This window comes from Vreelandella sulfidaeris (assembly GCF_042429665.1).
Classification (GTDB): Bacteria; Pseudomonadota; Gammaproteobacteria; order Pseudomonadales; family Halomonadaceae; genus Vreelandella.
This window is the reverse complement of the sequence record NZ_JBHMAC010000020.1, coordinates 26,750-53,126: the sequence shown is the minus strand read 5'-3', so window position 1 is coordinate 53,126 and position 26,377 is coordinate 26,750. Positions and strand designations below refer to the sequence as shown.

Here is a 26,377-nt window from a genome sequence, read left to right as displayed (position 1 = left end):
CTGACACAAGTGAAAGCAGATAATGAGAAAAACCATCAGTATCCGGGCGATGTTAATTAGCCTGTTTTTGGCAGCGGTTCTTGGCTCTATTGTGCTGGCAACAACGGGCTGGATCACCAACCAACGACTTATCGATTCTCAGCGCTATCTTATCGGTGAGGTGCTACCGCTTGAAGATGCCAGCCGGGGCATGATCCTTACCATGGGCTCGTTCGGCCAACGTCATGCGGATTTGCTGGCTGCAAACGATGTAGAGGCCCTTGATAATGCTATTCCTCAACGCGAATTGGACGAGAACTTTCGCCATTCACTAGAGCGTCTGAGTGGAATCGAACATTCGGCCGGATTGAGCGCTTTGGATAACAATTATCAAGCGCTACTGGCGGGGGATACGGCGTTGGAGGCCGTTCGCCGTGAAGAACTTAGCCTACAGGCGCAGATGGCCGAACGTATTGCCTCGATGCAGGCGTCAATTGCCCAAGTCATGTTGAGTGCTGAGGATATTGCCGGACGTACCGCGTTGGCACGAGTCCGCCGTGACCGTGAACAGCGTAATTTGATGGAGGCCTGGCGTGAAGAGGGCATGACCTCGCTGCCGACCCAACTGCTGGATAACATGTACATCGCTCAGGCGGATATTGGTCGTTTAAGCGGTAATGTTCGTATGGCGCTAGCCGTGCTGTCGGATTTGGGCCGCCAGATGATGCAAACCAATAGCGTCGATGCGCTCGTCAATTTACGTCACAACGAAATTGCCCAGCAGATAGGGCTTGCGCGTCAGTCGTTGGCGGAGATTGCTGAAGCTCCCAGCACGGAGGTGGCGCAGCGCGCCCTGATTCGGGAGTTGGACGATGTTATCTTATCCCTTGAAGGGCTGATGGTATCTGATGACAACGCTGTTTATGAACTTCGCCTGCAGCAGATTGGGTTGCACACCGAGGTGCAGACGGCGCTTACCAACGTTGCCCAAGCCATGGAACAAATGCGTGGGGCTTTGAACGACCTTGAAGCGTATACCGTTGAGCAGGCCGATAATGCCGCGACGAATGCTGAAGCATTAGCCAATGCCGGGCGCTCATTACTGGTGATGGTGACGCTGGTGGTCGTTGCTTTGCTGGCCATCTTTGGCTGGCGCACCATGGTGCGAGTGCTGGGGCCGCTGGTCGCCATGCGTCGCCAAATGGAAAGTATCAGCGGTGCCGCTGGTGAAAATGCCGACCTTTCGATGCGTCTTGAAATTAAGCGAAATGATGAAGTGGGCCAAACAGCCCAAGCGTTTAATCAGATGATGGATACCTTTGAAAGTATGGTGGCCCAGGTGCGTGAAAGCGCTGAAGCCATTGCGGTTAGCAGCCGTCAAATCGCATCAGGTAATGAAAACCTGTCTCAGCGTACTGATCAGCAGGCAGCCTCGTTGGCTGAAACTGCCTCAAGCCTTGAGCAGATTACGGCAACGGTGAAACAAACCGCTGAGTATGCAGACCAGGCGAAAGGGGCCAGCGGCAGCGTTGATCAACGTGCCCGTTCAGCCGGCGATGTTGCCAGGCGCACGACAGCGGCGATGGGCGATATTCGTGAGGCCAGCGAAAAAATCACCTCTATCATCAAAGCCATTGATGATATCGCTTTCCAAACCAATCTATTGGCGCTAAATGCCTCCGTTGAAGCAGCACGGGCGGGTGAGCAGGGCCGTGGCTTTGCGGTGGTGGCTCAGGAAGTGCGTAAATTAGCGGGCCGAAGCGCTGAGGAAGCGGCGCAAATTCGTCATTTGGTCGACGACAGCGTGGCGAAGGTGAGCGAAGGTGAGACGCTGGTGAACGCTTCTAGCCAACATCTTCAGGATATTATTGATAGCTTGGGTGAAGTAACCCGCTACGTAACTGAGATTGCCGGGGCGACCCATGAGCAATCAGCGGGTATTGATCAGATCAACCAGGCGATTTCACAATTGGACCAAGTGACGCATCAGAATGCCCAATTGGTTCAAGAAGCCACGACTGCGAGCCATACACTGGATGAACGTGCAGGCGATATGCATACATTGATGGGGCGCTTTCGGGTAAGCGATGGGGCCGGTCAACGTTACCTGTCACTTCCCCCGCAGGAGGAAGTAACGACGTAGTAGGTAATTACTACCCCTTGGCAGAAGGCGCTTGCTAGTCTCATTAGACACGTAACGTGTGCTCACAATCGATTAATAACGATAAGGAGACGACAATGAGCAGCAAGCGCATTTTAATGATTACCGGTGATTATACTGAAGACTATGAAACCATGGTGCCGTTCCAGGCCCTTATGGCCGTTGGGCACCAGGTTGACGCTATTTGTCCCGGTAAAAGCACAGGTGATAGCGTAGCAACCGCCATTCATGATTTTGAGGGCGATCAAACCTATTCAGAAAAGCCCGGCCATCGGTTTGCCTTGAATGCCGATTTTGCCAGCACCAACCCCGCCGACTACGATGCGCTGGTCGTTCCCGGTGGCCGCGCACCGGAATATCTACGCTTGAACAAAGAGGTGCTAACGATGGTGCAGCACTTCTTTGAAACCAATAAACCGGTGGCTGCGATTTGCCATGGCGCACAGCTATTGGCCGCGGCGAAGGTTCTAGAGGGCAAGCGCTGCTCGGCTTATCCTGCCTGTCAGCCTGAAGTAGAACTGGCAGGCGGCGAGTTTGTTGGGCTAGAGGTGACCGAAGCGGTAACCGATGGGAACCTGGTTACTGCACCGGCCTGGCCTGCCCATCCAGCCTGGCTTGCACAGTTCATGACGCTGTTAACTAAATGAACTAAGCCTTGCCACCTTTTAAGCTTCAACCCGTTTTAAGCATCAATAAGCGAGCAGAAGCATCTTTTGCGTCCAGCACTCCGCTGGACGCTCTGGGGTTTGGTAAGTGGTACGCTATGCTAAACCATTGACTGTTATGGTCGACAGTTACCACGACGCCGAGGCCACGCCCATGTGTAAACTCTTTATTCAAGCTGACCCTGAGCTGTGGCGCAGCGCGACACACTCGTTGCGTATTGATGGCATGGTCACCAGCGTGAGAATGGAAAATTATTTCTGGTATATCCTGGAAGAAATTGCCCAGCGTGACGGCATGAACACGGCCCAGATGATTACTCGTCTTTATCATGAGTCTATCGATGCTGGGCACGATTTGGGGAATTTCACCTCGTTTTTACGCGTGTGTGTCTTGCGTTACCAAGCGCTCCAACTCTCTGGTGATATCCCGACACAGTCCCAAGTGCCCATTGCCAGTCTGGATGCGGAGCAAATTTTAGCGAGCGAGTACGGCCACAGGGACGGGCGTCTGCATTAATCAATAGGTGTTATTTAATCCGCGTTTTCAGAGCTTTCAAGAAGGTATCGATACGGGCAGCGTTAGTACCCACATCGCTTGCGCCCAGACGCGATGCCGAGCGCATATCGACTTTAACGCCGTTTTCCTGCTCGCTTAAGCGAATAACGACATCGTCTTGAAAACCAAACCAACGCGTTGTCGCGGTCGCTTCTATGTGATTGTCGCGAATCCTGGCAATTCGCCAACCGGCCTCTTCTGCTTCTGCTTGCGCCGCCGCCAGCACCACCTGCGGGCTTGCGTTAATGATGACCGATTGAATATGAGGGTAAGCCGCTTGCTGTTGTCGAGCAGTTGCCTCGCCTGGGTAGTTGACCCCGTTAGGCGCTGCTTCGCGGGCATCGACCAGTGCTTCAAACGCGGGTGGGTTTTGCAAATCGGTAGTGATGTCGTGAATGGCGGGTACCGCTTGGGCACGCTGCCAAAGTTGCCACGGCATATACAGCAGTGAACCAGCCAACAAAATGACCAAAGCCGCTATTACGCTGGGGGTGAAGCGACGAGTGAGCATACTCACCAGCAGCGTGATAATACTGATCGCAGCGGCACCCGCGGCAGCATAGACACCGTAGCGCAGCAGGTTAAATGCCTCGCCTAACGAAACAAACTCACCACGATAAGCAGGCCCGGATCCAGCCATCATCAACGCAGCCGCAGCAAGAAGCACCAAGCTTACCGTTGCCAGCAGGTTTGGCCAGCGGCCTCCCTTATGTCGTAATGATGTTAGTGGCGTTGTCATATGCTCTCCTGGCGCGCATTGTAGTCAGCCCTTCTTAGCATAAATGCTAGACTGGTTGGCAAGATTAAAAGCCCAGCCTGTCATATTAAAGCACGGCTCGGTAACCTGATTTTACCCTAGAAAGTCATGTGGCTGATGCTAGGTTCCTCAATCGCAATCATGGCTCCCTTTAGGTGAGCATTGGCCAATCAACCACAGGAAATATATGACTGATATCGCAGCGGCGCTACGCCAACTGCTACTCAATGCCCCGCGTGAAGTGCTGCCCATGACCTATCAGCAGGTTGCATCCGCACTTGGCCTAACGCCGCCGCGCACCATTGCTCAAGTGACTCAAGGGTTAGAGCAATTAATGCGCGAGGATGCCGAACAGCAAAAACCGCTGACGGCGGCACTGGTTGTTAGCCGACGTGGGGATAACTTACCCGCGGCGGGCTTTTTTGAACTGGCGGTCACTTTAGGTCGATTTCCAGCCGATGAAGCACTGCATGAAACGACGTATCGAGTTGAGTACCAGCTCGCGCTAAGTGAGCGTAGCCAACCGCACGTGCATTAAGCGTCGTTGCGATGGTGAGCTTGTCGAAGCGGGTCCAATAGTGATCCAAGCCCATTGTGATCGATTTCATGCATTAAGTGTAGCAACTGCCCGATCTGGCCAGCAGGAAATCCCTCGCGAGCAAACCAATTTAAATAAGGGCCGGGCAGGTCGGCAATGAGTCGACCCTCATACTTTCCAAAGGGCATGGTGTACGTCACTAATTTCTCTAAATCTTCAGCATGCATGTTGCCCTCCTTAAAGGGTAATCAACGCGGTTAATCATGGTAATGGTAGTGTTGCGCGGTGTCGCTGATCAGGTGGGATAGTGCTCGGGTTAAGGCGCTCAAGTGGCCGCTAGAGGGGTGTATCAAACCCACATCACGATGAAAGGTCCGCTCGCCTAAATCAATCGCCCGCACACCCTCAGGCCAACCTTGCTGCGCGATAGCCTGGGGAACCAGAGCCACACCGACGCCTTTAGCCACCAGCTTAATGATCGCTTCAAGTTCGTCAACTTCACATACTTCGTGCACGTGGCAATGGTTCTGGCGAAGAAAACGTTCTACTTGTCGCCCCCCAAAAGAGGCCCGGTCATAGCGAACAAAGGGATGATGATTAATCAACTCGCGCCATTGATCACCTTCTAGCGTGCGCGGCACAATAAGTCGAAAAGGTTCGTGGGCAAGCGGTGTCCAACGCAAATCGCTGTGTAGCGAGAAGGGTGGACGAATAATCACCGCCATATCAAGTTTGCCTGCATCAACCTGGTTGAGCAGTTCCATTGAAAGCCCCGGCACAACACGGGTGCGGCATTCACGATAAAGGTGATGAAAACGGGCTAATGCATCGGGCATTAATGAGCGTTGTATAGAGGCAATCGCACCAATCGTGACACGTTGTGTTGTTGATGGGTCCGCCACAGAGGCGCCCAGAGTGCCGTAAAGAGTGAGCAGTGCCTGGGCCTGCTTTAATGTCTCTTGGCCTCGAAGGGTTAACAATGCCACGCGACCTTTGCGTTCGAACAGGGCGATACCCAGCGCTTCCTCAAGTCGTTTCATTTGCGCGCTTACCGCCGCCTGAGTCAGGCCCACTCTATTGCCTGCCGCGGCAAAGGTGCCTTCCTCTGCTACCGCCACCAGCGTTTTCAGCTCGCGGATCATTGATCAATCCTTTTTATGAATCAGCCAAATAGTTATTGATTTTATTTTCCCATGCTTCCGCCTAGGATGCCTATAACGTGGCGCTTTAAAACGCCATCCATATCCTCTACTACCCTAATAATCAGGAGATGATGATGAGCCTTTCACCCTTTCATTTAGCTATTCCCGTTTATGATGTTGCGTTGGCGCGAGCGTTTTATAACGATGTATTTGGTTTAGAAGAAGGGCGTTCCAGCGCGCAGTGGGTCGACTTCAACTTTTTCGGTCATCAACTGGTGATTCATGAGCAGCCCAAAACACCTGGACAGGAGAGTGCCCACACTAACCCTGTGGATGGTCACGACGTCCCGGTGCCCCACTTTGGGGTTATTCTAGAGTGGGCAGAATGGGAGGCACTGGCAGAGCGTTTGAAAGCGCGTGACACCCAGTTTGTGATCGAGCCTTATGTTCGCTTCAAAGGGGAAGTGGGCGAGCAAGCCACCATGTTCCTGCTTGATCCTTGCGGCAATGCACTGGAATTCAAAGCGTTTAAAGATATGAGCCAAGTGTTTGCTAAATAATCTGCGTCGTTGTCCAAGGCTTCGCGCCATTGAGGCGGTATAGAGCTAAGCTCTTAGCGCCTGCTCCTGACGTTTGTGTTGCAGGGGTGGCTCACCGAAATAACGTTTATAGTCGCGACTGAACTGAGGCACGCTGCGGTAACCCACCGCCGCAGCGGCTTGGTTAACATTATGATCGTCCTGCAATAATAGCTGCTGGGCTTTGATCAATCTTAATCGTTTCAAGTACTGAGCAGGCGACGAGCGGGTAATCTGCTTGAAGTGCTGATGAAACGTCGATGTACTCATGTTGGCCTGAGCGGCTAGCTGTTCTACGCTGACGCCGACGGCGAAGTGCGTGTGCAGATGAGACAGTACCTGCACGATACGTGAATAGTTTCCGTGCCCTGATACCAGTGCCCTCAGCGCTTGGCTTTGTTCCCCCTTTAATGCTTCAAACACCACATCGCGGACTCGCGCAGCACCCATTGTGTTGCACTCTACTTCAGCATGTAGCGTGCGTGCCAAGCGTAACACTGCCTCCTGCATGCCCTCGGTCATCGCCACTGACGCCATTGGCAGGGGCGCCTGGGAAGGCTGGCCTGGGTTGCCCATCACCGTGACCATTTCGCTTAATAGCGCGGGATCCAGGCGCACCGATATGCCGAGTAAAGGTGCCTCTGGCACACCGTAGGTTTCACACTCAAAGGGCAGCGGCAGTGTCTGGACTAGATAGTGGCCTGGGTCGTAATGGATCTCGCGGTCACCCAGATAGCCCAGTTTGCGCCCCTGAGCAATGATGGTCAGGCTAGGCTCATACATTAATGGAGTGCGCTTTTGATGGCGGCTTAAACAAAGTAGCGATACGCCCGACAGTCGTGTCTTAGTCATCCCATCGCTCGTTACAAGGGGGTGAATAACGTCAGTCAGTGTATTCCCAGCCTGCGCCATAGAGGTCATAGAGCACTCTTTAAAATGATGGATTTTGTATAATCATAGCGTTTTTTCTCCAATTATTGTTATTTTATTACGTTAGTCTGGAGTAATAAGCAAAAATCACGGAGCTTCCATCATCGCTATCCTGACGGATTAGGCCAATACTGGTGTCCTATCCTCGCACGCGGGGACTACTGCTTTCATGTAAGACAAGGAGTCCTACCGATGAGCCAAGCAAAATCTTATGCCGCTTTTGCTGCTGACAAGCCCCTAGCGCCTTACAACGTTGAGCGTCGCCAGCCACGTCCCGATGATGTCGCTATTGAAATCCTTTACTGCGGCGTATGCCACAGTGACCTTCACTTTGCGCGTAACGACTGGGGAATGAGTCAGTATCCTGTTGTCCCCGGCCATGAAATTGTTGGCCGTGTCACGTCCGTCGGCGACAAAGTATCGCGTTTCAAAGCAGGTGACTTGGTGGGCGTAGGGTGCATGGTGGACTCATGCCGTACTTGTTCAGCCTGTAAAGATGGCGTCGAGCAGTACTGCCTGGAAGGCTTCACCATGACTTATGGCGGTGAAGATCGCCAAGACGGCACCATGACCCAGGGTGGCTACTCTGATTCCATTGTGGTCAGCGAGCACTTTGTACTGCAAATGCCCGATGGCATTGATTTAGCCTCCGCGGCTCCCATTTTATGCGCCGGGGTAACGACGTATTCGCCGCTTAAGCATTACGGTGTCAAAAAAGGCCATAAAATCGGCGTGATTGGCATGGGTGGTCTCGGTCACATGGGCGTTAAACTTGCCAAGGCACTGGGGGCCGAAGTAACGGTATTTACCCGTTCCGATGCCAAGGTTGAAGAAGCTAAACGCAATGGTGCCGACCACGTCGTGGTGTCCAGCGATCAGGCACAGATGGACGCTGTTGCTGAGAACTTTGACTTCATGCTCGACACCGTGCCTGTACAGCACGATATCAATCCTTACCTTGCTGCGCTGAAATACGACGGTACGCATATCATCGTCGGGCTGCTCGAGCCGATTGAGCCTGCCATTGAAGCCTTTAATCTGGTTTTCAAGCGTCGTGTCGTGGCGGGTTCGCTGATTGGTGGTATCGCTGAAACTGAAGAGTTGCTCAAGCTGTGCGCCGATCAGGGCATTACCTGCGATATCGAAATGCTCGATATCAATGATATCAACGAAGGCTTTGAGCGCATGGAAAAGGGTGATGTGCGCTATCGTTTCGTGATTGATATGGCAACACTGAAAAACAGCGCTGCCTAAAAAGCCACGTTTGAGAGGCTAGGCCGGCATGCTGACTGAGTCAGCCGGCTTACTTAAGAAAAGGCCCGCTTCCGATAGGAAGCGGGCCTTTTTGCTAAGCATGTACGTCTGGTTAAGAACTCATGTTCGCGTTTGGCGAGGTCTTCGCGTTGATGCCACGCCCGTTATCAGCATCAAGCCTGCCAACAACCAGGCAGGCCAACTGCCGGTGCGGGTGAACGGCGTCAGGCCTTGCATGGCGAAGAACTCGCCGGTGAGTGCGGTGGTTTGAAACTGAGGTACACGTTCAACAATACGCCCTTTTGGATCGATAATGGCGGTAATGCCATTGCTGGTAGCGCGAACCACATAGCGGCCATTCTCGCGTGCGCGTAGCCGTGCCATTTGAAGATGCTGATGCGGGCCGATAGAGGCACCAAACCAGGTGTCGTTGGAGATCGTCACGATGACATCGCTATCTTTGGCCCGTCGGGCAACCAGCTGTGGATAAATAATCTCGTAGCAGATAGCGTTGCCAATATGAATTCCCGCCGCCTGCATGGGCGTTTGTTCGGCGTCGCCTTTAGTAAAGGTCGACATCGGCAGATCAAAAAAATCAATCGCACCGCGCAGCACGCTTTCAAGCGGTAGATATTCACCAAAAGGCACCAAGTGTTCTTTCTGATAGCTGCCCTCTACGTTACCTACGCCAATGACACTGTTGTAATAGCGGCCCGCTTCATCGCGTTGCACAATGCCGGTTAGCAGGGCAACGTCTGGCGGCAAGTTTGCTTGTACGCGCTCGAGTACCGGGCGTGCTTGAGCTTCCATCATCGGTAACGCGGTTTCCGGCCATAAGATCAGATCAACCTCGTCGGCCACATCGCGGGTAAGGGCGCTATAGGTATTAGCCGCCTCGCGCTGGCCTTCAGGGGTCCACTTTGAAAGTTGTGGCAGGTTACCTTGCAGCAGGGCAACGCGGGTGGGCTCGGCGGCTGGGGTAGTCCACTGCTGGGGCAATGCCAGCGGGAGTAGCCAAATGGCCGCCAGGGGCGCGAGCGTCCACCACTGACGGCGTAGCAACAATTCAGCGGCGAGAGCACCACTTAGCACTACCCATAGTGAAAGCAAGTATACGCCGCCAATGGGTGCCCAGGCAGCCAGTGGTGAGTCGATAAAGCCTGAACCCACCAATAGCCAGGGAAAGCCGGTAAACAGGTAAGTACGCACTACTTCGCCTAATACCCAGGCGCCAGCAAAGCTTATAAACGCGAGACGAGCAGACGTGAAGCGTCGGTATAGCCAGAAAGTGCCCGCGAAAAATAGTGCCAGAATGGTGACGAATAGCGTGGTCAGAAATACCGCGAGCGGCACCCCTGTATAGCCATAATCATGGATTGAAACATAGACCCATGAGGCACCGCTGGCGAAGAGAGCAACGCCGTATAGCCAGCCTTTTAACGCGGCCTGGGCGGGCGTTAACGCATGCAGCCCAGTATACAGTAGCCCCATCGCGACAGGCCCCAGCCACCAAAGCTCAAAGGGCGAGGCGGTGAGAGTGGTGAAGCCGCCCGCCACCAGGGCAGCAAGCAGCTGTAATAACAACGCGGGGTTCAAACCCATGGCGAAACCTATTCACGGTAAGGAGTGAAGGAAAGAAAGGGGGATTAAAAAGAGCGCGGATTAAGCTTGGTTATCTGATGGCTCTTCTTCATCATCGTCATTATCGCGCCGGGTATCACGGTACGCTTCCAGCAGACGAATACGCCGGGTATCGGCATTAAGAATGACGAAGCGCCAGCCGCCGAGGATGGTGTGCTCACCACGGCGTGGCAAGTGACCGAACTGCTGCATAACGAGGCCACCCACAGTATCGAATTCGTCATCAGAGAACTCGGTATCAAAACGCTCGTTAAAGTCTTCGATGGGGGTGAGGGCGCGGATAGCGAAGTGGCCATTTTCCAGTTCGCGGATATCGTCTTCTTCATCGGTATCGTGTTCATCCTCGATATCGCCGACGATCTGCTCAAGAATGTCCTCGATGGTGATAATACCCGCTGTGCCACCATATTCATCGACCACGATGGCCATATGGTTGTGAGTATCACGAAACTCTTTCAGCAAGCTATTGAGACGTTTTGATTCTGGGATGAACATGGCCGGACGCACAATATCTTCTAGTTTGAAGGCGTCACGCTGATCCTGGGTTTGAGATAGTAACGGCAGCAGATCCTTGACCAGCAAAATACCTTTTATCTCATCTAGATTTTCACCAATGACCGGGTAGCGGGAGTGGCCAGTCTCCTGAATCAGCGGTAAATAGCCATCACTCGTCTGATCCAGCGCAATAGCGGAAACCTGTGAGCGGGGAATAAGTACTTCTCGAACCTGCTGATCGCTGATTTCAAGCGCGCCTTCAATGATCATGATGGCGTCTTGATCCAGCTTTAATTTCCCTGCGGTATGGCGTAAAAACGTCAACAACTCATCACGTGAGCTGGGTTCGTCATTGTCTCCGGAAAGGGCGCCAAAGATTTTCTCGAGCCAGGATTTTTGATTAGGAGTGCTCGATCGGTCTTCGCTCATGCGTCAATTCTCTCGTTTGCGTGCAGACAGTTGCTACATCAAGTAGCCATGGTATCACTAGCATTGTTTTATCACTGAAACAGGGGGTAGTACCAGATTCGCTGTTACCTGATTTAACCTATCTTCTGTCAGGCCACACGGCGCTACACCTTTAGGCGCCATTGTTGTTCGTGGCTAGAGTGGAATCTGAATAAGGGTCATGAATATCCAGCTCTGCCAACAGTTCGCGCTCAAACTGTTCCATTTCTTCAGCTTCTTGATCATCAATGTGATCGTAGCCCATTAAGTGCAGGATGCCATGCACGACCATATGAGCGTAATGGTGCTCAAGCCGTTTGCCTTGTTCGCTGGCCTCTTGTGCTACCACCGCATGGCAAATCACCAGATCGCCGAGTAGAGGTAATTCAATACCCGGTGGGCTTTCAAAAGGAAAGGATAGTACGTTGGTGGTTTTATCCTTGCCACGATAATCATGGTTTAGGGTCTGACTTTCGCGCTCATCCACGAAACGGATAGTCACCTCATGGCGCTGTTCGTCGGGATGATGCGCAAACACACAGCTCACCCAATGGGTAAGCTGTTCAAGTGAGGGAAGTAACGGTTCATTGATCGCCGCCTGGCGATCAATGATGATTTCGCGCATGGCAGGGCTGCTCATCGCGAGCTGTCCCATGAGCCTTCACGCGCCTGCATGCGTGCGTCGCGCTCTTGCTGACGCACTTCGCGGCGGGCACGTTCTTCCACTTCCTGCTGGGATTCGAACATGTCGTAGGCTTCGATAATCCGCTGTACCAACGGGTGGCGTACCACATCCTTGGCGGCAAAATGAGTGACGCCGATCCCCTGGGTGTCTTTTAACACGTCGAGCACCTGAATCAACCCTGAGCGTTGCCCCTTAGGCAGATCGACCTGGGTGACGTCGCCAGTAATGACGGCAGTGGAGCCAAAGCCAATCCGGGTCAGGAACATTTTCATCTGTTCCGGGGTGGTATTCTGGCTCTCATCCAAGATGATGTAGGAGTTGTTGAGCGTGCGCCCGCGCATATAGGCCAGTGGAGCAATTTCGATTACCTGACGCTCGATCAGCTTCGCCACCTGCTCAAAACCGATCATTTCATACAACGCGTCATAAAGTGGGCGCAGGTAGGGGTCGATTTTCTGAGCAAGATCACCCGGCAGGAAGCCCAGCTTTTCACCCGCTTCCACCGCAGGCCGAACGAGCAGAATACGGCGCACTTCCTGCTGGTTAAGCGCTTCTACCGCGGCGGCGACCGCCAGGTAGGTTTTGCCCGTACCCGCGGGGCCGATACCGAAATTGATATCGTGTTCGCGAATGCTTGAGACATAGCGTTGTTGGTTAAGCCCTCGCGGTTTGATCATGGTCCGTGGTGTGCGCATGATCACTTCATCGCTGCTGTGGCTACCACCGTCCTCTTCCTCTTCCAGCGCTTCTAGCCCTGATTCCTGCAGGAAAAGGTGAACGGTGTCAGCGTCAAGCTCGCTCGCCGCGGTTTCGCGATACAGGTGTTCCAGCACATTAGCGGCGGCTTTAATGCGGTTGGCAGGCCCCGCTAATTGAAACACGTTGCCGCGGTTGCGCAGCGTCACATCCAGGCGGCTTTCAATCAGCTTTAAATGCTCGTCCTGCTGCCCGCAAAGGCTGGCAAGACGCTGCGGATCATTGGGCTCAAGGCTTAAGGTGATGATGCGATTGACCTGAGGTGATGGCTGGCTCAAGAGTGGGAAACCCCTCGTTAGTGTGTTTGTCGTTCAGCTTACTGCCCCGACGGGGGCCGGGGCAATTACCTATGCTAATTGAGTGATCAGTAGCGTTCGGGCGAGGCAAGTTCACCGCGCAGTGAATTGGGAAATGCTTCGGTAATCTCGACATCAACGAAGTAGCCAATCAGCTCAGTTGGGTTAGCCGCACGGAAGTTGACGACACGATTATTCTCGGTGCGGCCGGAAAGTTGACCTGGATCGCGAGGTGAAAACCCATTAACCAACACGCGCTGAGTGCTACCCACCATGCGGCGGCTGATCTGCGCTGTTTGCTGGATAATCCGCTCTTGCAAGATCGCCAGGCGCTGCTTCTTAACACTCTCGGGTGTTTCATCAGGCAACCCCGAAGCGGGTGTGCCTGGCCGCGCAGAGTAAACGAAGCTGAAGGAGTGATCGAAACCAATCTGATGAATCAAATCCATGGTGGCTTCAAAATCTTCTTCCGTTTCACCAGGGAAGCCAATGATGAAGTCAGATGAGAAGCTGATGTCCGGACGGTTAGCGCGGATACGCTCCATCTTTTCGATATACTCAGCTGCCGTATGCCCGCGCTTCATGGCGCTAAGTATCCGGTCAGAGCCAGACTGTACGGGTAGGTGCAGATGGCTCACCAGCTCAGGGATGTCGGCATACGCGTCCACCAGACTATCGGTGAACTCGACCGGATGGGAGGTGGTAAAGCGGACACGATCAATACCGTCTACCGCCGCCACACAGGCAATCAGTTCAGCTAGATCTATTTCATCGCCTAGCTGGTTCTCACCTCGGTAAGCATTGACGTTTTGCCCCAGCAGGTTGATTTCGCGCACGCCCTGATCAGAAAGATGAATGATTTCATCCATGACCGCTTCAAAGGGGCGGGAGACTTCTTCGCCGCGGGTGTAGGGAACCACACAGAACGTACAGTATTTGGAGCAGCCTTCCATGATCGACACAAACGCCGTCGCCCCGTCAGACGTAGGCTTGGGCAGGTGGTCGAACTTTTCGATTTCCGGAAACGTGACGTCTACCGCGGCGATCTGATTATTGCCACGGGCATCCAGCATCGAGGGTACCCGATGCAGCGTTTGCGGTCCGAACACCATGTCGACGTGAGGGGCACGTTTGCGGATGGCTTCACCTTCTTGGCTAGCCACGCAGCCGCCGACGCCAATCACTAAATCAGGATTAGCATCTTTGAGCTTTTTCCAGCGCCCCAACTGGTGAAAAACTTTTTCCTGCGCTTTTTCGCGAATCGAGCAGGTGTTTAACAAAATGACATCGGCTTCACGCTCATTATCAGTGAGTTCGAGCTGGTGAGATTCGCCGAGTAGATCCGCCATACGGGAGGAGTCGTACTCGTTCATTTGGCAGCCGTGCGTTTTGATGAAGAGCTTCTTCGCCATCAGTACCTGTCATCTATGAGTCGTCAAGGGACGAGGATGAATGGAGTAATCTTGTGCGGTATGCCGTTATACGGGCTTAACGCTATATGAATGGAGGCATTATACGGATACAAGAAACCAGCGGCTAGCGTTCTGCCATAATCGATACTTGACCGTCACATTTCTATGGGTATACTACGCACCGTGTTTGAGCAGTTCCTCGATAGCTCAGTTGGTAGAGCAAATGACTGTTAATCATTGGGTCGCAGGTTCGAGTCCTGCTCGAGGAGCCAATCTTATAATGATATTTTCATCATAAGGGCTTGCCTTAAACACGACAGCTTATGATATTCCTCGATAGCTCAGTTGGTAGAGCAAATGACTGTTAATCATTGGGTCGCAGGTTCGAGTCCTGCTCGAGGAGCCAAGCTGTACCTCTGCTTTTTTTAACTACCCTATGGGTAGTGCGTGATTCCTCGATAGCTCAGTTGGTAGAGCAAATGACTGTTAATCATTGGGTCGCAGGTTCGAGTCCTGCTCGAGGAGCCAACGGCTTCATCTTCTAGTCTACATCACCTCTGATCATTATTTACTTACTGATTGTGTAGCTTCTGCCTTTCTAGTGCTCGTTTTCCCTGCCCGTCGTTTTTCTGTCCTTCGTCTTGTTAACCGTCGTTTTGTTAAGCCCAGAGGCTGCTAACAGCACTCTTTCTCCTGGCTGTATTCAAATGGCTATATTCAAATACCTATAAAAACGCCGGCCCCTTTTTAAGGGGCCGGCGTTTTTTTCCGCTAGGTTTTATCACGCTTGAGTTTTATCTCAGTCGGATCAACGTTTAGCGGCCATCCGTTGAGTCGCTTGCAGGTGGGCAAAGTCGAGTAGAATTTCAGCCGCTTCGAGCACGTAAGCGCGATCAACGGCCATCGCCTCCTCTTCTTTACTTTCAGCTTCTTCGCTATCAGCGTCTGTGTCCGTCACCCCTGACATGGTGTCTGTACGGGTATCCATCCACTCCTCAACTTCTTCCATCCCCAGCGCGCGGCGACGTTGGTTTTCCAGGGAAAGCTGTTCGGCTTCCTGGGCTTCCATTTCGCGTTGACGCTGCTCGCGATTCAAGCTCACGCTGGTGTGCTGCTCGCGAAGCTGGCGGGCGAGGGTGGACTGGCGCTCAAGGTAGCGGAAGTTGGCATTGTCCTGAGCGCGGGCATCGTGCTGAGCGATAAGCTCGTCCAGCATGGTCTCAGGCTCGCCATAGCGACGGTACTGAACGTTCTGAACATTATCCCACTCCAGGGCATTGTCCAGGCTGCTTTCACCGATACGCTCCGGGTCAATGAGGCTAGGAAAGTGAATATCCGGCTCAACACCGCGGTTTTGCGTGCTGTCTCCGGAGATACGGTAGAACTTGGCACGGGTTAGCTTGATCTGTCCATGGCTTAGCTCGTTAAGCGTTTGCACGGTGCCTTTACCAAAGGTCGGGGCACCAAGAACAAGACCTCTGCCGTAGTCCTGGATCGCGCCTGCGAAAATTTCCGAGGCTGATGCAGAAAGGCGATTGACCAACACGCCTAATGGGCCGTCGTAGAGCGTGCCTGGGTCGCTATCGCCATATAGCTGAATACGCCCTTGGGCGTCGCGCACCTGTACCGTAGGGCCACGATCAATAAACAGTCCAATGAGTGAGTTGGCTTCCTGCAGGGCGCCACCACCATTGTTACGCAGATCAAGCACAATGCCTTCTACACCCTCTTCTTTTAGGTGTTCTATCTCTTTGGCGACATCGCGTGTGGTGCTGCGATACTCCTCTTCGCCCGCTTGCCAAGCGTCAAAATCTACATAGAACGTGGGGATATTGATGACCCCAAGGCGGTGAGGCTCGCCATTGCGTTCAACCTCAATAATTTCACTACTGGCTGCTTGATCTTCAAGGCTGACGGTATCGCGAGTGATCTCGACGATTTGAGAGCGGGTCATGTCGACCGCCTGAGCGGGCACGACATCCAGGCGTACAACGGAGCCCTTGGGGCCGCGAATCAGGTCCACCACGTTATCCAGGCGCATGCCAACGACATTGACCATTTCGCCGTCTTCCTGACCAACTGCCAGGATGCGGTCTGCGGGCTCCAGCACGCCAGCGCGCTCTGCTGGTCCGCCAGGCACTAAGCTTGCAACCTTAACGTACTCACCGTCCGATTGAAGCAGCGCACCGATGCCTTCAAGGGATAGGCTCATTTGAATATCAAACGATTCGCTTTGACGGGGAGAAAGGTAGCCCGTATGCGGATCGATGCTGCCGGTAACCGCCGCCATCAGCACGCCGAACACATCTTCTGGCTCGGTTTGCTCCAGCCGTGTCAGTTGGCCTTCGTAGCGTTGGCGCAGCGTGGTTTCAATCTGCTCGTCATCCTGCTCGGTGAGGGCGAGGGTCAGAGCGTCATTTTTGAGGCGTTTTTGCCACAGCTCATCAAGCTCGCTTTCACGCATTGCCCAAGGCGCCTTCTCACGATCAATTTCTAGGCGTTCATCGCCATCAAAATTGAAATCAAGACCGTCATCCAGTTGGGCCAGCAGCGATTCAAGGCGAGCACGCTGGCGCTCACTGAACACGTTATAGAGTGCAAACGCATCATTCAGATCGCCATTAAAAAGGGCGTCTGCCATGCTGGTTTCTAGGTGGCGGTAGGGCTCGATATCACTTCGCAGCAGGTAAGCGCGTTGGTTGTCCAGGATATCCAAATAGCGTTGGAATGTGTCCTTGGACCACGTTTCATCGAACGTTATATCAGCATAATGTCCATAGCGGAGCGAGTCCGCAATTTCCACTGCCGCTTGGCGTTGTTCGTCGGTCGGTTCAAGTTGTGCAAAGGCAGCTGGGCTGGTAACCACCAGCATGACCGCCAGGGCGACCGAACGCGAAAGCGTTGCAAACAAGCTCATCAGTCAAGCTCTCCCGGATTTGTGTACACTCATCGTTCCCTAGACACGCAAATGACCCATGAGTTGCGTAGGCCGAGGGAGTATTGTAGCAGGTCGTTTGCACTATGAGACTCAATCATTACGGTTATGAGGATTTACATGTCCGAGACTTTCAACGCTGAGCGCTTAACACGTCTATGCGATTTTTTACGTCAATCACCGACGCCTTGGCATGCCACTGCCAATATGGCCACGCGCTTGGAACAAGCCGGATTTCAGCGGCTGGAAGAGAAGGCGAACTGGCAATTAACGCCTGGTAAGCGTTACTACGTGACGCGTAATGACTCGGCGATTATTGCTTTTCAGTTGCCTGAGGCCGAACTGGCATCGCTGCGCATGATCGGCGCGCATACGGATAGCCCAGGGCTGCACTTGAAACCTAATGCGACTCAGCGCTCTGCTGGCTGGCTACAGCTTGGCGTGCAGGTCTATGGAGGCGCGTTGCTGGCGCCCTGGTTTGATCGCGACTTGGGCTTGGCGGGACGCGTGCATGTGCGTCATGCCGATGGGCGTCTGGAAAGCGTATTACTGAATGTCGCCAAACCGATTGCGATGGTGCCGAGCCTGGCCATCCACTTGGATCGTGATGTCAATAGCGGCCGTCCGCTGAACCCGCAGACTCAGATGGCTCCCGTGTTGATGCAGAGCGAAACGGCAACGTTAGCTGAGCTAGTGACGCAATGGGTTACCGAACAGCATGGGCTACGTAATGTGGAGGTGGTCGATTTTGAATTGGCGTTTTACGATGTTCAGCCACCCTCCCTGGTGGGCATTAGACAAGAGCTAGTCGCCAGCGCTCGGCTGGATAATCTGCTTTCCTGTTTTATGGGGCTAGAGGCGTTGCTTGCATGCGATGGCCACCAAGGTTCCGTGCTGGTCGCCAACGACCACGAGGAAGTGGGTAGTGCCAGTGCCTGCGGTGCACAAGGCCCTTTCCTGGCGGATGTGCTGACGCGCATTAATGGCCAGATGGGGGGCAGGGATGGCAATAAGGGAAGTGAAGAGTCGCTGATTCAATTGATTCAATCGTCGTTGATGATCTCATGCGATAACGCCCACGCACTGCATCCCAATTTTCGTGACAAACACGATGAACGTCACGGCCCGGCCATTAACGGTGGTCCGGTGGTCAAGGTCAATGCCAGCCAGCGCTATGCCACGAATAGTGTCACGGGGGCGTTGTTTCGAGATGTCTGTCGCGAAGCGGACGTGCCGGTACAATCTTTTGCAACGCGGGCGGATATGGGCTGTGGCAGTACCATCGGCCCAATTACTGCGTCAGGAATAGGCGTGCCCACTATTGATGTGGGGGTTCCTCAGTGGGCGATGCATTCGATTCGTGAAACCGCGGGCGCTAAGGATGTCGAATACCTTACCCGTGCGCTGACGTTGTTTTTAAACCGAGCGACGCTGCACTAAAAAGCTGTATGAAACGCTACTAAAACAAAAAGCCCGCTGCTAATGGCAGCGGGCTTTTGCTTGAATATGGTGGCTACGCCCTGATTTGAACAGGGGACCCCATCATTATGAGTGATGTGCTCTAACCAGCTGAGCTACGTAGCCTTTCAACGGGGGCGAATGATACTCGTAACGCCCTCAGTCGTCAATATATTGTTGCTGGCAATGATGCTGGCGACCTATCAGACGTTGAAGCGGAAGTGGACGACATCGCCATCTTTGACAATGTACTCTTTGCCCTCCAGGCGCCACTTGCCGGCATCCTTGGCGCCTTGCTCACCACCGAGTGTAACGAAGTCGTCATAGGCGATCACTTCGGCGCGGATAAAGCCTTTTTGGAAATCGGTATGAATCACGCCAGCGGCTTCAGGGGCTGTTGCGCCTTCTTTTACTGTCCAGGCGCGAACTTCTTTAACGCCGGCAGTGAAGTAGGTTTGCAGTCCTAGTAATGAGTAGCCCGCGCGGATGACACGATCAAGCCCTGGCTCATCCATGCCCATCTCGGCCAGGAACATGCTGCGCTCTTCGTCATCCAGCTCGGCAATTTCGGCTTCTAGCTGGTTACAAACAGGCACCACCAGCGCGCCTTCTTCTGCGGCGATTTCGTTAACAATATCCAGGTAGGGATTGTTTTCAAAACCGTCTTCATTGACGTTGGCAATGTACATGGTCGGCTTCAGAGTCAAAAAGCCGAAGCTCTTCACCTGGCGCTGCTCTTCTTCGCTTAAGCCAAAGCTGCGCAAGGGCATGCCCTCGGCCACGTGCGGCTGGATACGATCAAGAATCGCTTTGGTGGCAATGGCATCTTTGTCGCCGCCCTTCACAGAGCGAACCAGGCGCTGACTGGCTTTTTCGACGGTATCCAGGTCGGCGAGTGCCAGCTCTAAATTGATCGTTTCGATATCGGCGCGCGGGTCGACCTGATTGGCCACGTGGATAACGTTGTCATTATCAAAGCAGCGCACTACGTGAGCGATCGCCTGGGTCTCACGAATATTGGCCAGGAACTTGTTACCCAAGCCTTCGCCTTTTGATGCCCCGGCGACCAAGCCTGCGATATCAACAAATTCCATGGTGGTCGGCAGCACTTTTTGCGGCTTGACGATCTCGGCAAGCTTATCGAGGCGTGGGTCGGGCATGGGAACAATGCCGACATTTGGCTCAATGGTGCAGAAAGGGAAGTTTTCTGCATCGATGCCTGACTTCGTCAGCGCATTAAACAGTGTGGACTTGCCGACGTTGGGTAGACCCACGATGCCGCAATTGAAACCCATAAAATGTTCCTGAAAAAATGTACTTGAGGATAGAGAGGTAAGGCGTAAGCGTTATCGCCATTCTACGAGATGAGTCAGTTGTCAGCCACCGGCATGCCCCGTCTGTTTCACGCAAGGCTAGTCCGGTTTCACGCTATGGAGCTGATTCATGGCTTTTGCCCAGTCGCCAGAAAGTGCTAGCGGAAGCGTCGCAAGGCAAGCATCCATCGCATGGCCAATGGCCTCTTGTTCGGGCTTGCCAGGACGACCAAGTACGTAATTGGTGACCTGGCGCGCCTCGCCGGGATGACCAATACCAATCCGCACCCGGTGAAACTGCTTCTGATTGCCTAACGCGCTGATGATGTCACGCAGGCCATTGTGACCGCCGTGCCCGCCGCCGGTTTTGTAGCGCGCCTGGCCGGGGGGGAGGTCGAGTTCGTCGTGGGCAACCAGCAAATTGTCGGGAGTTAGTTTAAAAAACTGACACAAGGCCGCCACTGAGGCGCCACTACGGTTCATAAAGGTGACAGGGTTGAGTAAGTGGACCTCATGCTCGCCTAGACGTACTTTGGCATAGTGGCCGAGAAACTTTTTTTCCGGGCGCAGTTCAGCATGGGCGCTGTGGGCAATCGCGTCTACCATCCAGAAACCAGCATTATGGCGTGTCTCGTGGTATTCCGCACCGGGGTTGCCTAAGCCAATAATGGCCGTTACCTGGCTCATCTTGCCACCTCACACAATATCCTAGAGTCATGGGCGACATCGCCTCCGCGACAGTCGCAAAAAAAATCAAGCGCCGAAGCGCTTGATTTTAACATCATGTCAGCATTATTAGGGCCATACAGACATGGCCCTAATAGGATGCTCAACGACGAATGCTTACTCGGCGCTAGAATCTTCTTCGCCTTCGTTTTCACCGTCTTCGTCTTCTTCTGTATCACGTACTTTCACTTTCGTGATGCTCAGTACTGCGTTGTCGTGCTCTTCACCGTGGGACAGGTCAACAGAGGTGACGCCGGCCGGCAGGTTAAGATCTGACAGGTGCAGTGTAGTGCCAAGCTCAATCGCCGCGATGTCGACTTCAATGAAGTCAGGCAGGTCTTTCGGCAAGCAACTGATCGCCACTTCGTTGGCCAGTACGTGCAGTTCACCGCCTTGGTCCTTGATGCCGACACACTGTTCTTCACCAGTGACGTGCAGCGGCACGTTCATGGTGATTTCGTGAGTGGCGTCAACGCGCAAGAAGTCAGCGTGAGTCAGCAACGGCTTGAACGGGTGGCGCTGTAGATCACGCACAACGACTTGCTCTTCTTTGCCGTCGATCATCAGTTTGATAACTGAGGAGAAGAAGGACTCATCTTCGATCGCTTTGTAGAAAGCGGTTTTTTCGACAGAGATAGACTGCGCGCCTTTCTCGCCACCGTATACAACGGCGGGCACTTGCTGGTTCGCACGACGCAGGCGGCGGCTCGCACCTTTCCCCAGGTCATTACGAACTTCGGCTTTCAGGATAAAATCAGACATGGAATTGCCTCTTAGTTTAAGTAAGGAATACGCCGTCGACCGCGACCAGACGGCGACGCTTCCGTGGCCCCAAAAGGGGGCTATATCGTCAGACGATTAGTGGAACATCGCGCTGACAGATTCTTCGTTGCTGACCCTGCGAATCGCTTCTGCGATCAGGCCGGCAACGCTCAACTGGCGAATTTTGCCGCTCCGACGTGCAATCTCGGATAGCGGGATGGTGTCGGTCACCACCACTTCGTCCAGCACAGAGTTGGTAATATTGTCGACCGCCGGGCCAGACAAGATTGGGTGTGTCGCATAGGCCACAACACGCTTGGCGCCGTGATCCTTGAGTGCTTCGCCAGCTTTGCATAGCGTGCCGGCAGTATCGATCATGTCGTCGACCACCACACAGGTACGGCCTTCAATTTCACCGATAATATGCATGACCTGGGCTTGATTGGCCTGAGGGCGACGCTTATCGATGATGGCAAGATCGGCATTGAGCTGTTTGGCGATGGCGCGAGCGCGTACAACGCCGCCTACATCCGGCGATACGACAACGAGGTCGCTATAGTTCTGACGCTCAATATCGTCCAGCAGAATCGGTGAGCCGTAGACGTTGTCGACCGGCACATCGAAGAAACCCTGGATTTGGTCTGCGTGCAGATCCATGGTCATCACGCGGTCAACGCCGGCTTTGACCATCATGTCGGCAACCACTTTGGCGGAAATAGGCACTCGCGCGGAGCGCACACGGCGATCCTGACGAGCATAACCAAAGTAGGGAAGTACCGCCGTAATGCGAGTTGCTGAGGCACGACGCAACGCGTCAACCATCAGAATCAACTCCATCAAGTTATCGTTCGTCGGTGCACAGGTGGATTGCAGGATGAAGACATCCTTACCGCGCACGTTCTCATTGATCTCGACTGCGATTTCACCGTCGCTGAATTGACCCACCGTAGCATTGCCCATACGGCTGTCTAAGCTCTCGGCAATTTTATGAGCGAGTACGGGATTGGCATTCCCGGCGAAAACCATCAATTTTGACACGCGCAGCCACCTTTGCAGTGTTGGGAATCAGGGGAGAAAACGCAGACAACCATCAGGTTGGCTGGGGTACCAGGATTCGAACCTGGGAATGCCGCTACCAAAAAGCGGTGCCTTACCACTTGGCGATACCCCAACAATAACCTAATGCAATGACCGGACGTTTTCAGCCGCCCAGAGCATCATGTAGGGGAGAGGTGTTGAGCCCGCGTGCTACCCATGTCGACCAGCGTTCAGCAGCTAAATATGCAGTAGCCTGCGCCGCTTGTTGCGTCTCAAACGCAGCAAACACACAAGCACCCGTGCCGGTCAGTCGACTAGGTGCATGCTGTGTAAGCCAGTCTAGAGCCTCCGCAATAGGCGGATAGCGCTCCTTCACTACGGCCTCACAGTCATTGCGCCACTCCGACGCTCCCCCCTGCAGTGCGCGCGCCATAGTAATGGGGCGGCTGTCACGTGTCAATTGCGGGTCTTGGAACACGGCAGGAGTCGACACACTGATCCCGGGGTGAATAAGTACAAACCATGGGGTATCCAACGTTACCGCACTGAGCTGTTCACCAATACCTTCAGCCCAGGCGCTATGGCCGTGTACAAAGACAGGGACATCGGCTCCCAGCTGTAGGCCAAGTTCAGCCAACGTTTCCAGTGGCAAGTGAAGCTGCCACAGCTGGTTAAGGCCTACGAGTGTGGTGGCTGCGTTGGAGCTGCCGCCTCCCAATCCGCCCCCCATGGGAAGCTGTTTTTCAATCGACAGGGTGGCCCCTAGTGACGTGCCGCTATGACGCTGCAATAATTTAGCCGCGCGCACGACTAGGTTGTCATCATGATCGACACCGTCCACCTCACTGGTTAACTGAACCTGGCCATCGTGACGAGGCGTCAGGGTAAGGTGATCGCATAGGTCGATAAACTGAAACAGCGTCTGCAGCGAGTGATAGCCGTCTTTACGACGGCCCACGATATGCAGCATGCGATTCAACTTGGCCGGGGAGGGCAGTGTTAACGGCGCCATCATTGCAGTCGTCACGCTTAGTTGTCGTTGGTTTGCCATTGATTGACGACCAGCGTAATGCGTACATCGTCGTAATGCATCACGAGTCTGCGCGGTAGCCACATATCCTCAAACTGTTCCCAGTCTCGGTAATCAATTTTCCATCCGTCTTGGGCGAGATGGCTTGGAAAGCCCAGCTCATCGGTTTCCAGCTGGTAACTAGAATGGTCGCCGGGCAGGCCCCGCACCCAGTCAGGCATGGCACTGACCGGTAACGACCAGCCCAACTGCTCTTCCATCAGGGCTTCGGGCGTTTCGGCTTCGAAACGTCCTTCGCTATTGGTCAGCGAAAACCGTCCTTCGCGCCCTTCCAGTACACTACGGCCACCACCGAAAGGACCGCTGATCAACATGCGGAAATAGTAAGGGGTTTGGTTCCAGTCCAGATTGGCGCTGACGTTTTCTTGCGGCGTGCGTAAGCCCGCTTTGCCAATAAGCGTCCAGGTGTCGAACGCCTCTACCTGAGCCTGCTGGCGCTCCCACTGGCCTGCTTGGCGACCACCCTCGTCCATTGGGGTTTGGGTGGCACACCCAGCAAGCAAAAGAAGGGCAAGGCCCGCGAGCCATAAGCGCGGTGAGGGAAAGCGCGCAATCTGGCCGGGGATGTGAGACGTCAGTGTCGGCATAGGTTAGATTCCATTAAAATGAAGATGTTAAAGGGGCTATAAAGGTAGCATTAACGCTATCCTCGTTGCCCCATATGTGACCACTGTATCGGTAACCACTGCATCGGCAATCCCGATGCTAGTGTGCCGGTAGCATTAGCTCGACATGTTATCAGTGCACGTTGGTCGGTGTTAGTTCCGGGTAGCGTTCAAGCAGGTGGTCAATCTGCGGGTGCAGGCTGGTTCTCTGCATAAGGCGTTCCAGCAACTGACGGGCTTCTTCGTTGCGCCCCAGTGCATGCAATACTTCCGCTAAATGAGCGGCCACTTCTTGATCTGGCATTTGCATGTAGGCGCTTTCAAGCCAAAGCAGCGCTTGCTCGGGCTGGCCTAGGCGGAAATATACCCAACCCATGCTGTCGAGCACGCCGGGGTTATCGGGAGCTGCCTCATAAGCGCGCTCAATTAATTCAAACGCCTCCTCTAACCGCCCCGCTATGTTGAGATCGGCCAGCGTGTAGCCCAAGGCATTCAATGCTTCGGCATTGTTTGGGTTGATGAGTAATATCTGGCGTAAATCATCCTCCATGCCAGCCAGATCGCCAGCTTCCCATCGGCGCATCGCGCGCATATAAAGCAGCGAGGCATCGTCAGGCGTGCGGGTGATTTCGCGATCCAGCAGCGCATTCGCCTCTTCTTGTAGATTGGCTTCATCAAGGAGTTGCGCCTCAAGCATTACCAGCTCAGTAAAATAGCGATCAAAGCGCATGCGCTCAATACGCAAAAAAGCGCGGGCATCCAGCAGGCGGTCTTCTTCAATCAGCATCTGCGCCGCTGCCGCACGCGCAGGCAAAAACTCATCTCCCTCGCTCACTTGGCGGTAGTAGATGAGCGCATTGTCAGTCTCGCCTTTGGATTGAGCAATCGCGCCGAGCAGGTAGTACGCTAAGTTAGGTACCTCGGGTTGACCCATTAGTGGCTGCAATAGGCGTTTAGCCGGTTCGGGGTGGCCCTCTTCTAAATAGAGTTGGGCCAGCGATACGCGTAGATCCTCATTGCCTCCATGGCTCTCCAGCAAGGCATCTGTTTGAATCTCGGCAGCACTAATGTTGTTGAGACGAATTTCCGCCTGGGCCAGCAGCAAGATAAAGCGTACATCGTCAGGCGCAAGCGCCAGGCCCTGGCGGGCCGCTTGCCTTGCCGCCGAGTAATCCCCTGTATTCAGCGCCAAGCGAGCATTTACTAACCACAAGGTTGCTGACTCAGGAGTAAGCGTGGCGACGTGATCCAGCCGCTGCTGAGCGCGAGCGGTGTCGCCGAGTGCGGCTTCAATTAACGCCGTGGCTAGCAGTACGTCGCTGTGGTGCTCCAATTGGTCGGCATCAGGGCGGGCTAAATGTTCGTGTAGCTGCTGGGCGATTAATGTTAACGGCGCGCCCTCCGCTACCGCCATTTCAGCAAAGGCGGCCACGTCGCCATGGCCGCCCGCCTTAACGATGTCCAGACGCTGGGCAAGGCTGTCGAGCCAGTCGCCGCGCTGCATCGAAAACGCCGCCAGCAGACGGTTCGGGGCTTCAGCCTGTGGCGCCAGTTCCCGCCAGCGCAGCGCGGACGCCTCAATGAGAGGGGCATCGTTGCTAAAGCGGGCTGCAAAGGTGGCGCGTTCGGCAAGCTCGGGGGCCGGATAGCGTTGTGCTGCCTCTAGGTAGCCCTGGCTTGCGTAACGGTAATCGCCCCGCTGGCCAGCAAGCTCAGCACCCAGCAGCGTGCTTAAACTGTTGGCATCCAGCCCGCGGGTGATCGGCGGCGCGTTGCGCATGGGGTCTTCAGCCCAACTGGCCGATGACCTATCCTGCAGGTTAGGCGAGGACTGACAGCCGCTGAGTAGCAAAGCGACGGCGGCCACGGGCAATAGCGCCGAGCGCGTTAATGCAGAGCTCGGAAATGAAAAGCTCGACAAGGTAGAGCTAAAAAGGTGTGAGCGAGGTCGCATGCGTCTCTCGATTTGGTGGCCGAATGCCCAGCATAGCGGCTTGCCTGCCTGCGGCAAAGTGGTGTGGGCCAGATGATGGCCTGCTGTGCTAGAATGTTTCCCTTGAAAAAAGTGGGGAGCAACGCATATACATGTTGTTAGGTCGTGCTCACCCTATCCCCAAGACTTGTTTTAGCAAGCCCTAATTGACGCTGTAGCCGCTTA

General features: G+C 54.1%; 24 protein-coding genes and 5 tRNA genes. 10 read left to right on the top strand and 19 right to left on the bottom strand.

From position 1 onward, the window contains the following. The first annotated feature begins 22 nt into the window (after nucleotides 1–22). From ACFFLD_RS20460 to ACFFLD_RS20450, 3 genes are all read left to right on the top strand, one after another. Nucleotides 23–2,122 (top strand): methyl-accepting chemotaxis protein, encoded by a 2,100-nt coding sequence (locus ACFFLD_RS20460; protein WP_386043570.1) that lies wholly within the window; start codon nucleotides 23–25, stop codon nucleotides 2,120–2,122. Nucleotides 2,123–2,217: 95 nt separating this feature from the next. After that, the gene (locus ACFFLD_RS20455) at nucleotides 2,218–2,787 is read left to right on the top strand and encodes a DJ-1/PfpI family protein (protein ID WP_386043568.1); all 570 of its coding nucleotides are present in this window, start codon (nucleotides 2,218–2,220) and stop codon (nucleotides 2,785–2,787) included. Nucleotides 2,788–2,959: 172 nt separating this feature from the next. Beyond that, on the top strand, nucleotides 2,960–3,322 hold the full coding sequence (locus ACFFLD_RS20450; RefSeq protein ID WP_386043608.1) for a ribbon-helix-helix domain-containing protein: 363 nt from the start codon (nucleotides 2,960–2,962) through the stop codon (nucleotides 3,320–3,322). 10 nt (nucleotides 3,323–3,332) lie between these two features. On the opposite strand, the gene ACFFLD_RS20445 is transcribed toward ACFFLD_RS20450, so the two are convergent. Next, the gene (locus ACFFLD_RS20445) at nucleotides 3,333–4,100 is read right to left on the bottom strand and encodes a DUF1499 domain-containing protein (protein WP_386043566.1); all 768 of its coding nucleotides are present in this window, start codon (nucleotides 4,098–4,100) and stop codon (nucleotides 3,333–3,335) included. Between the two features lie 205 nt (nucleotides 4,101–4,305). Here ACFFLD_RS20445 and ACFFLD_RS20440 point away from each other — a divergent pair, with 205 nt between their 5' ends. Next, nucleotides 4,306–4,656 carry a hypothetical protein gene (locus tag ACFFLD_RS20440; RefSeq protein WP_386043564.1) on the top strand — a complete coding sequence of 117 codons (351 nt, stop codon included), beginning with the start codon at nucleotides 4,306–4,308 and terminating at the stop codon, nucleotides 4,654–4,656. On the opposite strand, the gene ACFFLD_RS20435 is transcribed toward ACFFLD_RS20440, so the two are convergent. Both ACFFLD_RS20435 and ACFFLD_RS20430 read right to left on the bottom strand, forming a co-directional pair. Next, nucleotides 4,653–4,883 (bottom strand): DUF3820 family protein, encoded by a 231-nt coding sequence (locus ACFFLD_RS20435; protein WP_386043562.1) that lies wholly within the window; start codon nucleotides 4,881–4,883, stop codon nucleotides 4,653–4,655. The two genes, ACFFLD_RS20440 and ACFFLD_RS20435, sit on opposite strands and share 4 nt — an antisense overlap. A 30-nt stretch (nucleotides 4,884–4,913) precedes the next feature. Continuing rightward, nucleotides 4,914–5,798: a LysR family transcriptional regulator gene (locus ACFFLD_RS20430; protein ID WP_386043560.1), complete on the bottom strand. Its 885-nt coding sequence runs from the start codon at nucleotides 5,796–5,798 to the stop codon at nucleotides 4,914–4,916. A 134-nt stretch (nucleotides 5,799–5,932) separates the two neighbouring features. Between ACFFLD_RS20430 and ACFFLD_RS20425 the strand changes: the two genes are divergently transcribed. Next, a complete protein-coding gene (locus ACFFLD_RS20425; RefSeq protein WP_386043559.1) occupies nucleotides 5,933–6,358 on the top strand; it encodes a VOC family protein in 426 nt (141 codons plus the stop codon). Between the two features lie 45 nt (nucleotides 6,359–6,403). On the opposite strand, the gene ACFFLD_RS20420 is transcribed toward ACFFLD_RS20425, so the two are convergent. Continuing rightward, nucleotides 6,404–7,297, bottom strand: a complete 894-nt coding sequence (locus ACFFLD_RS20420; protein ID WP_386043557.1) for an AraC family transcriptional regulator — start codon at nucleotides 7,295–7,297, stop codon at nucleotides 6,404–6,406. A 201-nt stretch (nucleotides 7,298–7,498) separates the two neighbouring features. Between ACFFLD_RS20420 and ACFFLD_RS20415 the strand changes: the two genes are divergently transcribed. Then, nucleotides 7,499–8,560 carry an NAD(P)-dependent alcohol dehydrogenase gene (locus tag ACFFLD_RS20415; RefSeq protein ID WP_386043555.1) on the top strand — a complete coding sequence of 354 codons (1,062 nt, stop codon included), beginning with the start codon at nucleotides 7,499–7,501 and terminating at the stop codon, nucleotides 8,558–8,560. Nucleotides 8,561–8,680: 120 nt separating this feature from the next. Here ACFFLD_RS20415 and lnt read toward each other — a convergent pair whose 3' ends face one another. From lnt to miaB, 5 genes are all read right to left on the bottom strand, one after another. Next, nucleotides 8,681–10,162, bottom strand: a complete 1,482-nt coding sequence (gene lnt, locus ACFFLD_RS20410; RefSeq protein ID WP_386043553.1) for an apolipoprotein N-acyltransferase — start codon at nucleotides 10,160–10,162, stop codon at nucleotides 8,681–8,683. A gap of 60 nt (nucleotides 10,163–10,222) precedes the next feature. After that, the gene (locus ACFFLD_RS20405; protein WP_386043551.1) at nucleotides 10,223–11,125 is read right to left on the bottom strand and encodes an HlyC/CorC family transporter; all 903 of its coding nucleotides are present in this window, start codon (nucleotides 11,123–11,125) and stop codon (nucleotides 10,223–10,225) included. 151 nt (nucleotides 11,126–11,276) lie between these two features. Next, a complete protein-coding gene (gene ybeY / locus ACFFLD_RS20400; RefSeq protein ID WP_386043606.1) occupies nucleotides 11,277–11,768 on the bottom strand; it encodes an rRNA maturation RNase YbeY in 492 nt (163 codons plus the stop codon). Nucleotides 11,769–11,779: 11 nt separating this feature from the next. Further along, nucleotides 11,780–12,862 (bottom strand): PhoH family protein, encoded by a 1,083-nt coding sequence (locus ACFFLD_RS20395; RefSeq protein ID WP_386043549.1) that lies wholly within the window; start codon nucleotides 12,860–12,862, stop codon nucleotides 11,780–11,782. 86 nt (nucleotides 12,863–12,948) lie between these two features. Continuing rightward, on the bottom strand, nucleotides 12,949–14,292 hold the full coding sequence (miaB, locus tag ACFFLD_RS20390; protein ID WP_386043547.1) for a tRNA (N6-isopentenyl adenosine(37)-C2)-methylthiotransferase MiaB: 1,344 nt from the start codon (nucleotides 14,290–14,292) through the stop codon (nucleotides 12,949–12,951). A gap of 196 nt (nucleotides 14,293–14,488) precedes the next feature. On the opposite strand from miaB, the gene ACFFLD_RS20385 reads away from it, so the two are divergent. The 3 genes from ACFFLD_RS20385 to ACFFLD_RS20375 all read left to right on the top strand — a co-directional run bounded on the left by ACFFLD_RS20385 (nucleotide 14,489) and on the right by ACFFLD_RS20375 (nucleotide 14,820). Further along, nucleotides 14,489–14,564 (top strand) — tRNA-Asn (locus ACFFLD_RS20385). A gap of 58 nt (nucleotides 14,565–14,622) precedes the next feature. Further along, nucleotides 14,623–14,698 (top strand) — tRNA-Asn (locus ACFFLD_RS20380). 46 nt (nucleotides 14,699–14,744) lie between these two features. Then, nucleotides 14,745–14,820 (top strand) — tRNA-Asn (locus ACFFLD_RS20375). A 280-nt stretch (nucleotides 14,821–15,100) separates the two neighbouring features. Here the strand turns inward: ACFFLD_RS20375 and ACFFLD_RS20370 are convergent. After that, nucleotides 15,101–17,209: a carboxy terminal-processing peptidase gene (locus ACFFLD_RS20370; protein ID WP_386043545.1), complete on the bottom strand. Its 2,109-nt coding sequence runs from the start codon at nucleotides 17,207–17,209 to the stop codon at nucleotides 15,101–15,103. A gap of 138 nt (nucleotides 17,210–17,347) precedes the next feature. Between ACFFLD_RS20370 and ACFFLD_RS20365 the strand changes: the two genes are divergently transcribed. Next, the gene (locus ACFFLD_RS20365; protein ID WP_386043543.1) at nucleotides 17,348–18,667 is read left to right on the top strand and encodes a M18 family aminopeptidase; all 1,320 of its coding nucleotides are present in this window, start codon (nucleotides 17,348–17,350) and stop codon (nucleotides 18,665–18,667) included. Between the two features lie 67 nt (nucleotides 18,668–18,734). Here ACFFLD_RS20365 and ACFFLD_RS20360 read toward each other — a convergent pair. The 9 genes from ACFFLD_RS20360 to ACFFLD_RS20320 form a co-directional block, all read right to left on the bottom strand. Further along, nucleotides 18,735–18,811 (bottom strand) — tRNA-Met (locus ACFFLD_RS20360). A gap of 77 nt (nucleotides 18,812–18,888) precedes the next feature. Continuing rightward, on the bottom strand, nucleotides 18,889–19,980 hold the full coding sequence (gene ychF, locus ACFFLD_RS20355; RefSeq protein WP_386043541.1) for a redox-regulated ATPase YchF: 1,092 nt from the start codon (nucleotides 19,978–19,980) through the stop codon (nucleotides 18,889–18,891). A 117-nt stretch (nucleotides 19,981–20,097) separates the two neighbouring features. Next, nucleotides 20,098–20,685 (bottom strand): aminoacyl-tRNA hydrolase, encoded by a 588-nt coding sequence (gene pth / locus ACFFLD_RS20350; protein WP_386043539.1) that lies wholly within the window; start codon nucleotides 20,683–20,685, stop codon nucleotides 20,098–20,100. Between the two features lie 156 nt (nucleotides 20,686–20,841). Then, on the bottom strand, nucleotides 20,842–21,486 hold the full coding sequence (locus ACFFLD_RS20345; RefSeq protein ID WP_386043537.1) for a 50S ribosomal protein L25/general stress protein Ctc: 645 nt from the start codon (nucleotides 21,484–21,486) through the stop codon (nucleotides 20,842–20,844). A gap of 96 nt (nucleotides 21,487–21,582) precedes the next feature. Then, entirely contained in the window at nucleotides 21,583–22,524 is a 942-nt protein-coding gene (locus tag ACFFLD_RS20340) for a ribose-phosphate pyrophosphokinase (protein ID WP_386043535.1), read from the bottom strand. Between the two features lie 58 nt (nucleotides 22,525–22,582). Beyond that, nucleotides 22,583–22,657 (bottom strand) — tRNA-Gln (locus ACFFLD_RS20335). A 30-nt stretch (nucleotides 22,658–22,687) separates the two neighbouring features. After that, nucleotides 22,688–23,539, bottom strand: a complete 852-nt coding sequence (gene ispE / locus ACFFLD_RS20330) for a 4-(cytidine 5'-diphospho)-2-C-methyl-D-erythritol kinase (RefSeq protein ID WP_386043604.1) — start codon at nucleotides 23,537–23,539, stop codon at nucleotides 22,688–22,690. A gap of 14 nt (nucleotides 23,540–23,553) precedes the next feature. Next, a complete protein-coding gene (gene lolB, locus ACFFLD_RS20325; RefSeq protein ID WP_386043533.1) occupies nucleotides 23,554–24,201 on the bottom strand; it encodes a lipoprotein insertase outer membrane protein LolB in 648 nt (215 codons plus the stop codon). 151 nt (nucleotides 24,202–24,352) lie between these two features. Then, entirely contained in the window at nucleotides 24,353–26,173 is a 1,821-nt protein-coding gene (locus ACFFLD_RS20320) for a tetratricopeptide repeat protein (RefSeq protein WP_386043531.1), read from the bottom strand. Nucleotides 26,174–26,377: the final 204 nt, after the last annotated feature.

Coding starts and splice junctions, on each gene's coding strand:
- ACFFLD_RS20460 (WP_386043570.1), top strand. CDS start 23: ATGAGAAAAACCATCAGTATCCGGGCGATGTTAATTAGCCTGTTTTTG.
- ACFFLD_RS20455 (WP_386043568.1), top strand. CDS start 2,218: ATGAGCAGCAAGCGCATTTTAATGATTACCGGTGATTATACTGAAGAC.
- ACFFLD_RS20450 (WP_386043608.1), top strand. CDS start 2,960: ATGTGTAAACTCTTTATTCAAGCTGACCCTGAGCTGTGGCGCAGCGCG.
- ACFFLD_RS20445 (WP_386043566.1), bottom strand. CDS start 4,100: ATGACAACGCCACTAACATCATTACGACATAAGGGAGGCCGCTGGCCA.
- ACFFLD_RS20440 (WP_386043564.1), top strand. CDS start 4,306: ATGACTGATATCGCAGCGGCGCTACGCCAACTGCTACTCAATGCCCCG.
- ACFFLD_RS20435 (WP_386043562.1), bottom strand. CDS start 4,883: ATGCATGCTGAAGATTTAGAGAAATTAGTGACGTACACCATGCCCTTT.
- ACFFLD_RS20430 (WP_386043560.1), bottom strand. CDS start 5,798: ATGATCCGCGAGCTGAAAACGCTGGTGGCGGTAGCAGAGGAAGGCACC.
- ACFFLD_RS20425 (WP_386043559.1), top strand. CDS start 5,933: ATGAGCCTTTCACCCTTTCATTTAGCTATTCCCGTTTATGATGTTGCG.
- ACFFLD_RS20420 (WP_386043557.1), bottom strand. CDS start 7,297: ATGACCTCTATGGCGCAGGCTGGGAATACACTGACTGACGTTATTCAC.
- ACFFLD_RS20415 (WP_386043555.1), top strand. CDS start 7,499: ATGAGCCAAGCAAAATCTTATGCCGCTTTTGCTGCTGACAAGCCCCTA.
- lnt (WP_386043553.1), bottom strand. CDS start 10,162: ATGGGTTTGAACCCCGCGTTGTTATTACAGCTGCTTGCTGCCCTGGTG.
- ACFFLD_RS20405 (WP_386043551.1), bottom strand. CDS start 11,125: ATGAGCGAAGACCGATCGAGCACTCCTAATCAAAAATCCTGGCTCGAG.
- ybeY (WP_386043606.1), bottom strand. CDS start 11,768: ATGCGCGAAATCATCATTGATCGCCAGGCGGCGATCAATGAACCGTTA.
- miaB (WP_386043547.1), bottom strand. CDS start 14,292: ATGGCGAAGAAGCTCTTCATCAAAACGCACGGCTGCCAAATGAACGAG.
- ACFFLD_RS20370 (WP_386043545.1), bottom strand. CDS start 17,209: ATGAGCTTGTTTGCAACGCTTTCGCGTTCGGTCGCCCTGGCGGTCATG.
- ACFFLD_RS20365 (WP_386043543.1), top strand. CDS start 17,348: ATGTCCGAGACTTTCAACGCTGAGCGCTTAACACGTCTATGCGATTTT.
- ychF (WP_386043541.1), bottom strand. CDS start 19,980: ATGGGTTTCAATTGCGGCATCGTGGGTCTACCCAACGTCGGCAAGTCC.
- pth (WP_386043539.1), bottom strand. CDS start 20,685: ATGAGCCAGGTAACGGCCATTATTGGCTTAGGCAACCCCGGTGCGGAA.
- ACFFLD_RS20345 (WP_386043537.1), bottom strand. CDS start 21,486: ATGTCTGATTTTATCCTGAAAGCCGAAGTTCGTAATGACCTGGGGAAA.
- ispE (WP_386043604.1), bottom strand. CDS start 23,539: ATGATGGCGCCGTTAACACTGCCCTCCCCGGCCAAGTTGAATCGCATG.
- lolB (WP_386043533.1), bottom strand. CDS start 24,201: ATGCCGACACTGACGTCTCACATCCCCGGCCAGATTGCGCGCTTTCCC.
- ACFFLD_RS20320 (WP_386043531.1), bottom strand. CDS start 26,173: ATGCGACCTCGCTCACACCTTTTTAGCTCTACCTTGTCGAGCTTTTCA.